Origin of the sequence: Rathayibacter sp. SW19, assembly GCF_030866825.1 — a bacterium.
Taxonomy (GTDB): Bacteria; Actinomycetota; Actinomycetes; order Actinomycetales; family Microbacteriaceae; genus Rathayibacter_A; species Rathayibacter_A soli.
The window spans coordinates 4,461,057-4,473,212 of sequence record NZ_CP133020.1 but is presented as its reverse complement, the minus strand read 5'-3'; the positions used below and the strand labels follow the sequence as shown (position 1 = coordinate 4,473,212).

The following is a 12,156-nucleotide window of genomic DNA, read 5'->3' as shown; positions in this document are numbered from 1 at the left end:
AAGCTTTTCGATACCGCATGACGTCGCACGCCCTCCGAATCTCACGGCGCGAAGCTCGCGTTCAGTTATCAGATGACTTGCTGGCGGGCAGCCGAATCGGCGCAGAAAGGGTGCTTCTATGGGTACGACTTCCATGAACACAGAATCTTCCACGAGCACAGCACCGTCCACGAACACAGCACCGTCCACGAACACAGCACCGTCCACGAACACCAAGCTCGGCGTTCAACTGACTCCGTGGAGCAACTCGCGCGAACTGGTGAAGTTCGGCCGCAGACTGAGCGACGTGTTCGACATCATCTGGGTGCAAGACCAGGTACTGGCACGCAATGTGTATGCTCTACTCGGCGCACTGGCACAGGCCGATTGCGGAGTCGGCACGAACGTGACCTATCCGATCGGACGTAATCCGATCGAAATGGCATCTGCGGTCGCCACCGTCGCCGAACTGGTTTCGGATGACAACGAACTCGTGGTCGGAATGGGCACGGGCGGCGCACTGGTCAACAGCCTGTTCAGCAAGAACAAACCGGTCACCGTCGTCCGGGAAGCGATCACGCTGATGCGGCGGTTGTGGGACGGAGACGCGGTCGAGCTCGACGAGTTCCCGGTGCTTGGCGCCGCAATGAGCTATCGGCCCGGAGCAGTTGCGAAACTGACCTACGAGGCGATACGCCACCCCGACATCCTGCTGGCCGGCGTCGGTCCGCTGATCCTCGGTGTTGCGGCGACGCATGCCGACGGTCTGATCTCGGCTAGTAACCTACCCACGCTTTCACGCGCCGCATTCGACACAGGTCGGTACGACGAGATCTCCGGGCTCGACATCGTCAAGAAGAACAGGCCCGCCGGCGCAGCGCCGATGCGCATGGTCTATGGAATCAACGTGTCGATCTCCGCCGACCGCGAGCGAGCCCGTGCGCATGCGCGGCGGCAAGTCACTCTCGTCGCGGGTAATCCGAGACTGTGGCCGGCGTTGCAGGAGGTCGGTCTCGACGTCGGCTCGGCCGAGGAAGTCAAGAAGGCTTTCGACGACGGCCTGGGCATTGAGGGCGCGAGCGCCCGATGCTCCGAGGCGCTCGCCGACGCGTTGATCGTGTCCGGCACGCCCGAGGAATGCATCGGGCCCATGATCGAATTGCGCGATCGGGCGCTGGCACACGGCTACAACGAGTTCTACGTCGGCGCTCCACTCGGTCCGGACCCGCTGGAGGCCGCCGAGCTGCTGATGCGTGTCGTGATCCCCGAAGTGTGGCCGGACCACCGCGGTGGACAGCGATGACACCCGCAGACGGGCCCGCGGGAGGGCCCAAGAGCGTCGGCGACGGGTTGGAGCGCAGCGACCAAAACGGAGTGGTCTGGTTGGAGCTTTCTCGGCCGCAGAGCCGCAACGCCCTGACGACCGCGCTCCTGCTGTCGCTGCGGGAACAGCTGACGCTGATCGGAGACGACCCGGAGGCGCGGGTGCTGGTGATCTCCGGCACGGGCGCTGCGTTCTGCGCTGGAGCCGACATCACCGAATTCGCGCCGGGTTCGCCGCCCCGGCTGAGCCTGGCGCGTGTGCGGCTGGTATCGGAGGTACTCACGCGGATCCGTGCGTTGGAGCAGCCGACGATCGCCGCGGTGACGGGCCCGGCCATCGGCGCCGGCTGGGGCCTCTCTCTGGCGTGCGACCTGTGCTTCTGCGCAGCGGATGCCACGTTCCGCCTACCCGAGATCAGCAACGGCTTCCGGCTGCCCGGCGTGATCGTCCATCGCCTGATCAACGTCGTTGGCCCGGTCAGGGCAGCCGAGATCGCCCTCGGTGGAGAGAAGTTCGATGCACAACAGGCTCTGGCATGGGGGTGGGCCACCCGTGTTTTCGACGACGAGGAAACCCTGCGTGCACGGACAGAGGAGTTGGCCGTCCACCTCGCCGCACGCCCTCGGCGCTCTCTGGCGACCGCAACAGCGCCACTGCGACACGACACAAACCCGGAATTGACGCCGCCATCCGACTATGGATGGCCAGAGGAGTAGTAAATGCCACACACATCGACAGGGACGGCCAAACCGACGGAGACGGACGATACGTTGGATTCAATTCGCGCTGCCGTTCGAGGCTTCGTGCAGAAAGAGTGCGACGAATGGCGTTGCCTGGTCTGGGATCGGGAACGGGTCTACCCCAAGCCGATCTTCGATCGCATCGCGCAGCTGGGTTGGTACGGCATTGGAATACCCGAGCAAGACGGCGGTTCAGGCGGAAGCCAAAGCGACCTGCTGGTCGTCGCTGAAGAACTCGGGCGAGGCAGCACCGACCTGGTCGCCTGTTTCAGCCTGACAGCATCCGGACTGCGCACGATCATCCGCAACGGATCCGCCGAGCAGAAGTCGCAATTGGTTCCCGCGCTGATGAACGGCAGCAGACGGCTCTCCATCGCAGTGACTGAGCCGGAATCCGGTTCCGATGCCGCCGCACTTCTGGCCAACGCAACACGTGATGGCGAGAACTATGTCGTCAACGGGCAGAAGACATTCTGCGAGGCCGCAGGGCTGCCGGACACGCTGATCCAGCTGTACGTCAGAACGGACCCCATGGCGAAGAAGAAGCAACATGGCATCAGCATGCTGCTGCTGGATCCGACGGCCGCGGGAGTCACACTCCGGCGGCTGCCGATGATGGGGCGCAACATCACCGGGGTGTACGAGGTGTTCCTCGACGATGTGAAAGTGCCGGTTGCCGATCGCGTCGGTGTCGAAAACGAGGGCTGGCGGGAGCTCGGCGCGGAGTTGCCGTTGGAGCGGTTGATCATCAGCGCCGGCTTCGTCGGCGCGACAATGCAGGTGCTTGACGACACCCTGCGCTACGTGAAGGAGCGGGAACAGTTCGGCAGGCCGATCGGCACGTTCCAATCCGTAGCCCACCTTCTGGTGGACCTGTTCACGCGCGCCGAGTCGACTCGGCTACTCGTGCGGCACGGCGGCGAACTCGCCGACGCGAACGTGCCGTTCGTGAAAGAGGCGTCGATGGCCAAGACGGCCTCGTCCGAACTGTATGCAGATGCCGCCCGGTATTGCATGCAACTGCACGGCAGCTACGGCTACATAGAGGAGCATCCGCTGAGCATGCACTACACGGACTCTGTGATCGCCACAGTCGCGGGCGGCTCATCACAGGTGCAGCGCAATATCGTGGCCGCGCAACTCGGGCTCCGGGTGTAGGCGGCAGAATGACAGCGCTCGAAGGCATCCATGTGCTAGACGCCGCGTCGATGATGGCAGGCCCGTATTGCGCGACGCTCCTGGGCGACATGGGGGCGGATGTGATCAAGCTCGAACCACCGAACGGTGACGAAACGAGACGAATCGGCCCGCGGAAAGGCACAGAGAGCGGCGTCTTCGTCGGCGTCAACCGCAACAAGCGCAGTGTTGCCCTCGACCTGCGCAGCGACCAGGGCAAAGACGTGCTGGCCGCGCTCGTGCAGTGGGCGGATGTCGTCGTGGACAACCTGCGGCCGGCCGCGCGGGCGAAACTCGGCCTCGACCACGAGACGCTCAGCGCACAGAACCCACGGATCGTCTCTGTGTCGCTCTCGTCGTTCGGTGCAGACGGGCCATACGCCGGTCGGCCCGGCATTGACCCCGTTGCTCAGGCGCTCAGCGGCCTGATGGCTGTCACAGGGTTGCCTGGCGGTGGCCCATTGAAGGCGGGACCACCAGTGGGCGACGCCGTGGCGTCCCTCCTGGCGGCATTCGGTGCGATGTCTGCGCTGTGGGCGCGTGAGCGTACCGGTGCCGGCCAGCAGGTCGATGTCTCTTTGATCGACGGACTCATCCACATCCAGGCTCCATATACGGGTCAATACTTCCTGCTCGGAACGCAACAACCGCGCACAGGCAACAGCATCGGCTGGTACGCACCGTACAACGCGTTCGAATGCTCCGACGGGCGCTGGGTGCATGTCGCGTGCTACAACGACAAGTTCTTCCGCAACCTCTGCGCGGCGCTCGCCCGGCCCGATCTCGTCGCCGATCCACGCTTCGTAACGAATGATGACCGCGTTGCCCATCGTGGCGAGCTGGATGCGATCATCGCCGCATTCCTGATCGCGTTGCCGCGCGACGAGGCGCTGGAGCGGCTGTGGGCGCACGATGTGATCGTCGGCCCGGTGAACGACTACGACGACGTTTTCGCCGACCCCCAGGTGATTCACAATCGGATGGTCGTCGAGGTCGAGCACCATACGGGGCCGCTGAAGGTCACCGGTGTTCCCGTGCACCTTTCGGGCACTCCAGGAGAGGTGCGGCTGCCGCCGCCTGGGCTGGGCGAGCATACCTCTCAAGTGCTCGAAGAGTTGGGTTTCTCCGCCGAGTTCATTGCTCGGCTTCACGAAGGGCAGCGGTCACGATGATCGGGTTGACGGAGTTGGCTCATCCGGAGACGATGTCGTGGGAGCAGGCGCAGAGTGCGTTCGCCTTGCCCGTCGTCACCGACTACAACATCGCAGCAGACTGCCTTCGGGCTGATCCGGCGAAGACGGCGCTGATCACGATCGACGGTGAGAGCCGAAGTGAGTTGAGCTTCGGCGACCTGAACGCACTTTCGGCTCGGTTTGGAGCCGCGTTGCAGGGTCTCGGGGTTAGCGACGGCGACCGGGTCGCGGTCAAGCTCTCGCAAAGTGCTCAGATGGCGATCGCCGTGCTGGCGGTGTTGCGGATCGGGGCCATCGTCGTGCCGATCTCCAATGCACTCGGTGAAGACGCGTTGCGCCATCGCTTGGAAGACAGCACGCCGCGGGTCGTCGTCTGTGCGGGCACCGCAGTCGAGCTCACGATGGTCCAAGCAGCCGGCGCGGTCGCGATCTCGACCCAGATGACCTCGACAGAGGTCATGTCGGCACAGGGAACCGCTGAGATCCCGTCCATGGACGGGCTGATCGCATCCGTGTCGGGCGGAGTGAGCGGCTTCGCGGCGACCGGGCCCGACACGCCGGGCCTCCTCTTGTACACCTCGGGCACGACCGGCAGCTCGAAGGGTGTTCTGCACGGTCACCGCGTTCTGCTCGGCCACCACGCCATCGATCTTGCGCTTGACCATGTGCGTTCGGAAGACGTTGCGTACAGCCCGGTCGACTGGGCATGGGCCGGTGGTCTACTGCTCGGACTCCTGGTGCCCTTAGCCCGCGGGCTCACGGTCGTCGCATTCCGAGACACGCATTTCGACCCGGAGCGACTGATCGGCATTCTCCGCGAGGCCGGAGTGTCTGTCGGACTCTTCCCGCCGACCGCGTTGCGAATGCTGCGCCGCTCAGGGCTGTTGACCAGGCAAGTCGCGACAACGCTTCGACTGCGCAGCCTCGTACTGGGCGCGGAAGCGGTGGAGCCGGAACTGATGGATTGGGCGACGGCGGAACTGGGCATCAGCGTCAACAATGCTTTCGGCCAGACCGAAGCGAACTCCCTGATCGGGCACTCGGCCGTGCTGGGCGCTCTCGAACGCGGATGCCTCGGCCGCGCGTATCCGGGTCACCGGGTTGCGATCCTCGATTCGGACTTGAACGAGTGCCCACCCGGGGTGGCGGGGCAGATCGCAGTGCGCGCCGATGACCCCGTGTGCATGCTGCGTTACTGGAACGCGCCGGAAGCGACGGCGAAGAAGATCCAGCGTGGCTGGCTTCTGACCGGGGACGTGGGCCGCATCGACGAGCGTCAGCAGATCTATTTCGACGGGCGAAGCGATGACCTGATCAAGAGCGGAGGCTATCGGATCGGCCCGGCCGAGGTCGAAGCGGCCGTCCTGTTGAACCCGGCCGTCACCGAGTGCGCGGCGATCGGGGTGCCCGATCCCATCCGCGGCCAGGCCGTCAAGGTCTACGTCACGCTCGCCGCAGGTCAAGACGGCTCGGATGCGCTCACCGCGCAGTTGCAGGGCCAGGTGAGAGCGAAAGTCGGCGCATACGCATACCCTCGCACCGTGTCCTACGTCACCGCACTGCCCAGAACGTCCACCGGCAAGGTCAACCGCAACGCGCTACGCCAGGAGTATGCCCAGGAGTATGCCCAGGAGTATGCGCAGGAACGCGACTCGTGAGCGCGCCAGACGAAGCGGGTACAGACGAAGCGGGTACCCTCGTCGAGGGTACGGTCGTCGTCATCGGCGGCGGCACCATGGGCCAGGGGATCGCAACGGCCACGCTGACAGCCGGCCGGGCGACAACCGTCGTCGACGTCGATGCGGGCGCGCTCGAGCGGGCACGCGCCACCATCGCCCGCCGGATGCAGCGAATCAGTGGCACCGCTGCAGCCATGCCGCGCGGCCTGACGCTGACCTCCGACCTCGAATCCGCCGTTGCCGTCGCCGACGTGGTGATAGAAGCTGTACCGGAGATCGCAGAACTCAAGCTCGACATCTACCGGCGGCTGGCATCCGCGGTGCGATCGAACACCCTGATCCTCAGCAACACGTCGACCATGAGCGTCTCACAGTTGGCGCAGGCCTGCGGCGGGTCCGAGCGTGTGATCGGCATGCACTTCTTCAATCCGGCCCATCGGATGGCGCTTGTCGAGATCGTGGTGGCAGACAGTTCCAGTTCCACGACGCTGAACGACGCGGTCGAGTTCGCCGCGGCGTTAGGCAAAGACCCGGTCGTCGTGCGCGACGTGCCCGGATTCATCACGTCTCGCCTGGGCTTGCTGCTCGGAACGGAGGCAATGCACATGGTCGAAGACGGCGTCGCGTCGGCTGCAGACATCGACAAAGCGATGCGGCTGGGCTATGGGCATCCGATGGGTCCGCTTGAGCTGGCGGATCTGGTTGGGCTGGACGCACGGTTGAACAACCTACGCAGCATGCGCGAACGATCGGACCTGCCGCAGTACGCTGCGCCGAAAATACTCGAAAAACTGGTGGCGGAGGGCCGTCTCGGCAAGAAGACCGGTCACGGCTTCTACGATTACAGTGCGGACGGCGCGATCATCCCCGGGGAGAGCCGGCGATGACCGAGGTGTTGCAGTCGGAACGTTACGGTGGATTCGACGCGCTCGTGCTGGCGTCCGACGCGAATCGGAACGCCCTGTCGCTGCAGCTTCTCTCACAAATTGCGCAGAGTGTCGAAGTCAGTGCTGCAGGGGATTCCCGAGGAATCGTGCTCAGCCACACCGGAACGACGTTCTGCTCAGGCGTCGACCTGCGGGAACGTCGTGCACTCGGCCCCGATGACGATTCGCATTCGCGCCTTCTCGGCGAACTATTCTTGGCGCTCTGGAACTATCCGAAGCCGCTCGTCATCGCGGTCGACGGTGCCGTTCGCGGAGGCGGCATGGGCATGCTGGCGTGCGCCGACGTCGTCATCGCCTCCGCCGACTCGACCTTCGCATACTCGGAGGTGAGGGTCGGGGTGGCGCCCGCCCTGGTCATGGCGGTCACGCTGCCGGTGATAGCGCAACCGGGAATCCTGCCGTTGTTGCTTTCCGGTGACACCTTCGGAACCGACGTCGCGCATCGGCTCGGGCTCGTCACAGCGATCGACGATGCACCGAGGAGCACAGGGATGCGGGAAGCGGTGGCACGGTTGACCGCGGCCGCGCCACGAGCACAGGCGCGCACCAAACAGCTGTTCCGGGCCGCACATGAGATCGACATGGCGGCGGCAATCCGGGCGTCGACGCGGGAATCGGCAGCGTTGTTCACCAGCGCGGAGGCGGTCGAGGGGATGGCGTCGTTCGCGGATCGACGTCCGCCTTCGTGGTCGGTGACAAGCCGGAGCTCGACCGGCAGCACCGCGACGGGTAACGATTGAAAGGCGGGACGAACATGCTCAGATTCGGTTACAAGGCTTCGGCGGAGCAGTTCGGGCCGACCGAACTCCTGAAGTACTCGGTGCTCGCGGAGAAGATCGGCTTCGATTCGGTGTTCACCAGCGACCATCTGCAACCATGGCGGCACGACGGCGGGCATGCACCTGCCGCGCTGCCCTGGCTCGGCGTGCTCGGCGCGTCGACTGAGCACATCGTGATCGGTACCAGCGTGCTGACGCCGACGTTCCGATATCATCCCGCGGTCATCGCGCAGGCATTCGCCACCCTCGGGTGCCTCTTTCCTGGGCGCGTGATTCTCGGCATCGGTTCCGGAGAGTCGATGAACGAGTCGCCGCTGAACATCGCTTGGCCCGAGCCCAAGGAACGATTTGCCCGGCTGAAGGAAGCGATCGAACTGATCAGACAGCTGTGGACTGAGGATCGCGTGGACTTCGACGGAGCCTATTACTCCACTCAGCGGGCTACGATCTACGACCGCCCGGAATCGCCGGTGCCGCTGTACATAGCCGGGTCCGGTCCTTCGGCGACCCGGCTCGCGGGCCGGCGCGGCGATGGCTTCATCACCACCAGTGGCAAGGCCCCCAGCCTGTACTCTGACACGCTGCTGCCCGCGGTGCGCGAAGGCATTGAGAAGGCAGGCCGCGACAGTGCGGACGTCGACATGCTCATGGAGGTCAAGGTCTCCTTCGACCACGACGCTGAGCGTGCGCTTCACGACACGCACTTCTGGGGTGCGTTGGCGCTCACGCCCGAGGAGAAGACCGGCATCGAGGATCCCGTTCAGCTGCAGCGGCTCGCCGACGCGTTACCGATCGAGCGCGCGGCGAGCCGCTTCATCGTCTCCAGCGATCCCGATGAGCACGTCGCCGCCATTTCGCGGTATATCGATCTCGGCTTCACCCACCTCGTTTTCCACGCGCCCGGGCCGGACCAAGAGCGGTTCCTGCGCCTATACGGTGAGGAGATTTTGCCGCGCCTGCGTGGGCTGGCAACCTGACCCTCGACCCAGGTGGGGCATGCTGGCAGAATGTGCGGATGAAAGACGACGTGCAGGTCGAGGTTGTTCGGGTGTTCACGACGGCAGAAGGCCAGCTCGGGAACGAGCTCGGGATCGTGTCGGCGAGCGAGCAGACCGAGGGCCGAGAGCAGAGTGTGGCGGCCGCGCTCGGATTCAGCGAGACGGTCTTCATCGACGACGTGGAACGCGGCGTCGCTCGCATTCGCATCTTCACTCCGGCCACCGAGCTGCCGTTCGCCGGCCACCCGAGCGTCGGCACGGCGTGGTGGCTGCGCGAACAGGGCACACCCGTCAACGTGCTCGCCGAGGCGGCGGGCGAGGTCGCCGTGCAGTACGACGGGGACCTCACCTGGATCTCGGGGCGAGCATCCTGGGCGCCGGAGTTCGAATGGATCGAATGCGCGACAGTGGACGAAGTCAACGCACTCGACCCGGCCCGCTATGTTCAAGGCCATCATTACGCGTACGCGTGGGTCAATGAGGATGCCGGCCACCTTCGATCGCGCATGTTCGCGCCCGGGATGGGCATCGTCGAAGACGAGGCAACGGGCGCAGCTGCGGTGCGCATCACAGAGCGGCTCGGTCGCAACCTCGAGATCACGCAGGGTCGCGGGTCGCGGATCAGCACGCGGCTCGGGCCGGATGGGATCGTGCAGGTCGGCGGCCGCACCGTCTTCGACCGCACCGTTTTCAGTCGCACCGAGTAATACGACTGCTCGACCTTCGGCTCCGCTCAGGGACCGAAAACTCCGCGGTCCCTGAGCTTGCCGAAGGGCGGCGGTCGCGAAGGGCAGGGACCGGGGGTGGGGGTGGGGTCAGCTGTCGATCATCCGCACGAGTTCGTCAATGAATGACGGGAAGTCCACGGAGCGGGTGATCAGCTGCCCAACGGCATCCCGGTCGCTGAACACCTCGACGAACTGTTCGAAGACCGCCTGAAAGCTGTGGCGCTCCTCCGCGTTGAACGCCACGAAAGCGATCACATTCACCCGGGACTCGCCCCAGTCCATGGCGCGCTCGTTGAGCACGATCGCAATCGCCGTCTCGTTAGCCGTCATCGCCATCGCGTGCGGAACGGCCAGGCTGTCCGTGAACGCCGTGGAAGACATCCGCTCGCGTTCGACAGCGCCATCGACGTAGACCGAATCGATCAGCCCGGCGTCGATCATGCGATCACCGAGCGTGCGGATCATCGCGAACTCGTCGCTTGCGTAGAAGTTGCGCAGAAAGCGCGACGCATCGAAGAAGCGCAGAAGTTCACGCTTGATCGCTCCGCGTCGACGCCCGCGACGGATGCGCGCGATCGCGGCTCGCACCCGCTCGACATCGCCATCCGTCAGAAATGGCTGGATGACCAGGATGTTCTCCCGTGGCGCAGCGGGCGGGATGGTCGTGAGAACCAGATCTGTGTCCGACCGGGCCCAGTCGGTGTCCGGGTCGGTGATCACGGTTGTCACCTCGAGATCCTGGCCGAACACGTTCAGGATGCGGTCCCGCAGCAGCCGGTGCATATCGTAATAGCCGGGGCAGACCAGAGTGCACGTTGCGGCATCCGCGCGGCGGGACTGCTGCTCGAGATACGCTCCGACGTGCATGGCAATGTAGGCGATCTCGTCGTCCGTGACGATAATCCCTGCAGCGCGTTGCAAACGTGAAGCGATATACACCGCCAATTCGTAGATCAGCGGATACGACGTCTTGATCGACCGTGTCAGCGGGTTGCGTGAATAGTTGTTCTCTCCCGCGCGGGTGAGCAGGTTCTGCACGTGCAGCGCAAGCCGAACCGTGAAGGCGGTGTCGCGCAGGTCGACCAAATATTCATCGGATGCGTCCGCGACGATCCCGCGAACGGTCGCCATGACCTCGGGGGCAAGGTAGTTCTCGATTGGATCGCCGCCGTCCTCCTTGCCTGGCGTCACGACACGCGTCGCGAGCAGGATGGCGAGGTACTGCAGTTCGGCTTCATCGAGGGTCGCGTCGAAGTGCCGCGGGATCAGCGCATCCAAGGTTGCGACGGTTCGGGCGACAGCGTCGATGACTGGGGCAGTCGGTGCGGCCAGGTGTTGACCTCTGCCGACCCGGTCGAGGGCGATCGCCACGTGCAGCAGAACATCGTTGATGCCGTACTCGTTGACGAAATAGCCGCGGGCATCCAGTGCTGCCAGGAGCTCGGATTTGAACTCGGTCAAGCCGGTGAGCCCGAATTCGTTCTGTACCCGGGTGAGCACAATGAGGCCGCGTTCCGCGTCTTCCCGGTAGAGCTGACTCAGCAGCCGGCGCCGGTCGAGTTCGCTTCCCTCGAGCGAGATCTCGCTCCCACGTCGCACGATCGTCAGGCCAGTGCCGGTCAACCGGGTGCGCGCTCGTGTCAGGTCGGACTCGATCGTCGATTCACTGAGGAACGCTGCGTCTGCTTCCGCGTAGATATCCAGCGGCGTCGGTTCATCCAGAAGCCGACGCAGCAACTGTGACAGGCGTTCCGCGGGCGTCAGGGCGACGCCGTCGCCCACCCGTTCGCGCTCGAGGAACTGCGCGTACGCGTCGGGGTGGAGCCGGTAGCCGCTGCTGGAGGATTCGATGAGATCGAGGGGAGCCGATGCCTCCTTCAACTCACCGACATAGCTGCGGATGCTGCGCGGCGTCACCCCGACCTGGTCCGCCAAGTCGGCGGCGGTGGTCCAGTCGCGGGCGTGCGAAAGCATGTCGAGCATCTTGGCCTGCCTGCCCCGAATCACTTCGCCTCCCTGCAGCCATGACGGGTCACGCCACCGCACGGGCGGGAGCGTGCTTGTAGTCAAGCATCGACGCGGCAAAGCTGCCAGGGGTTCCGGCTGGTCTTCCTGGGGGCCGGAAGAAACCCTGCTGGCGGCACGAAGCGTCGTGGCCGAGTATGGGGTAACGCTCGAGAAAGGCCTCGAACGGGATCCAGTCGGAGGGCAAGACCATGCGAGTGCTCGTTGTGTGCGGTGCTGGCGCATCAAGCTCATTCGTCGCTTTGTGGCTTCGTAAGGCGGCGGCGGCACGCGGAATCACGGCGTCAGCTGCGGCTTCTAGCACAACGGAACTCGACGCCCTGGCAGCCGATGCCGATGTCGTGCTGGTCGGCCCACACCTGGCCACTGAATTCGACGCGCTCGCAGACCGAGTCCGCCGCGCGGGTGCTGCCGCGGTGCTACTCCCCGAACAGGTCATCACCTCGCGCGACGGTGACACGGCACTCGACCTCGCCCTGGCCGCGGCCGGCGCTCCCACCAGCTGACCACATTCGACCGACATTCGACCGACATCCACACGACCGACATCCAGACGCAGAGCCTGACCACCCAGCACCGAGGAGAACA

The 12,156-nt window shown here is 64.9% G+C and carries 11 protein-coding genes; 10 read left to right on the top strand and 1 reads right to left on the bottom strand.

What is annotated here, in order from left to right:
* The first annotated feature begins 133 nt into the window (after positions 1 to 133).
* The 9 genes from QU604_RS20785 to QU604_RS20745 are packed head-to-tail and all read left to right on the top strand — an operon-like array spanning position 134 to position 9,522.
* Positions 134 to 1,282: an LLM class flavin-dependent oxidoreductase gene (locus QU604_RS20785; protein WP_308466506.1), complete on the top strand. Its 1,149-nt coding sequence runs from the start codon at positions 134 to 136 to the stop codon at positions 1,280 to 1,282.
* Entirely contained in the window at positions 1,279 to 2,019 is a 741-nt protein-coding gene (locus QU604_RS20780) for an enoyl-CoA hydratase/isomerase family protein (protein WP_308466505.1), read from the top strand. Before QU604_RS20785 ends, QU604_RS20780 begins: the two co-directional genes overlap by 4 nt.
* 3 nt (positions 2,020 to 2,022) lie before the next feature.
* Entirely contained in the window at positions 2,023 to 3,201 is a 1,179-nt protein-coding gene (locus QU604_RS20775) for an acyl-CoA dehydrogenase family protein (protein WP_308466504.1), read from the top strand.
* 8 nt (positions 3,202 to 3,209) lie between these two features.
* A complete protein-coding gene (locus QU604_RS20770; protein WP_308466503.1) occupies positions 3,210 to 4,391 on the top strand; it encodes a CaiB/BaiF CoA transferase family protein in 1,182 nt (393 codons plus the stop codon).
* A gap of 5 nt (positions 4,392 to 4,396) precedes the next feature.
* On the top strand, positions 4,397 to 6,070 hold the full coding sequence (locus tag QU604_RS20765) for an acetate--CoA ligase (protein WP_308466502.1): 1,674 nt from the start codon (positions 4,397 to 4,399) through the stop codon (positions 6,068 to 6,070).
* A complete protein-coding gene (locus QU604_RS20760; protein ID WP_308466501.1) occupies positions 6,067 to 6,978 on the top strand; it encodes a 3-hydroxyacyl-CoA dehydrogenase family protein in 912 nt (303 codons plus the stop codon). The genes QU604_RS20765 and QU604_RS20760 overlap by 4 nt, the downstream gene beginning before the upstream one ends.
* Positions 6,975 to 7,778, top strand: a complete 804-nt coding sequence (locus QU604_RS20755) for an enoyl-CoA hydratase-related protein (RefSeq protein WP_308466500.1) — start codon at positions 6,975 to 6,977, stop codon at positions 7,776 to 7,778. The genes QU604_RS20760 and QU604_RS20755 overlap by 4 nt, the downstream gene beginning before the upstream one ends.
* 14 nt (positions 7,779 to 7,792) lie before the next feature.
* Positions 7,793 to 8,794, top strand: a complete 1,002-nt coding sequence (gene fgd, locus QU604_RS20750) for a glucose-6-phosphate dehydrogenase (coenzyme-F420) (protein ID WP_308466499.1) — start codon at positions 7,793 to 7,795, stop codon at positions 8,792 to 8,794.
* A 38-nt stretch (positions 8,795 to 8,832) separates the two neighbouring features.
* Positions 8,833 to 9,522: a PhzF family protein gene (locus tag QU604_RS20745; RefSeq protein ID WP_308466498.1), complete on the top strand. Its 690-nt coding sequence runs from the start codon at positions 8,833 to 8,835 to the stop codon at positions 9,520 to 9,522.
* A gap of 108 nt (positions 9,523 to 9,630) precedes the next feature.
* Here QU604_RS20745 and QU604_RS20740 read toward each other — a convergent pair whose 3' ends face one another.
* Positions 9,631 to 11,550 (bottom strand): BglG family transcription antiterminator, encoded by a 1,920-nt coding sequence (locus tag QU604_RS20740; protein WP_308466497.1) that lies wholly within the window; start codon positions 11,548 to 11,550, stop codon positions 9,631 to 9,633.
* Positions 11,551 to 11,759: 209 nt separating this feature from the next.
* Between QU604_RS20740 and QU604_RS20735 the strand changes: the two genes are divergently transcribed.
* On the top strand, positions 11,760 to 12,074 hold the full coding sequence (locus QU604_RS20735; RefSeq protein WP_308466496.1) for a PTS sugar transporter subunit IIB: 315 nt from the start codon (positions 11,760 to 11,762) through the stop codon (positions 12,072 to 12,074).
* The last annotated feature ends 82 nt before the right edge of the window (positions 12,075 to 12,156 follow it).

Excerpts from the sequence above, each read along its gene's own strand:
- QU604_RS20745 (WP_308466498.1), top strand. The coding sequence starts at position 8,833 with ATGAAAGACGACGTGCAGGTCGAGGTTGTTCGGGTGTTCACGACGGCA.
- QU604_RS20770 (WP_308466503.1), top strand. The coding sequence starts at position 3,210 with ATGACAGCGCTCGAAGGCATCCATGTGCTAGACGCCGCGTCGATGATG.
- QU604_RS20775 (WP_308466504.1), top strand. The coding sequence starts at position 2,023 with ATGCCACACACATCGACAGGGACGGCCAAACCGACGGAGACGGACGAT.
- fgd (WP_308466499.1), top strand. The coding sequence starts at position 7,793 with ATGCTCAGATTCGGTTACAAGGCTTCGGCGGAGCAGTTCGGGCCGACC.
- QU604_RS20755 (WP_308466500.1), top strand. The coding sequence starts at position 6,975 with ATGACCGAGGTGTTGCAGTCGGAACGTTACGGTGGATTCGACGCGCTC.
- QU604_RS20780 (WP_308466505.1), top strand. The coding sequence starts at position 1,279 with ATGACACCCGCAGACGGGCCCGCGGGAGGGCCCAAGAGCGTCGGCGAC.
- QU604_RS20735 (WP_308466496.1), top strand. The coding sequence starts at position 11,760 with ATGCGAGTGCTCGTTGTGTGCGGTGCTGGCGCATCAAGCTCATTCGTC.
- QU604_RS20785 (WP_308466506.1), top strand. The coding sequence starts at position 134 with ATGAACACAGAATCTTCCACGAGCACAGCACCGTCCACGAACACAGCA.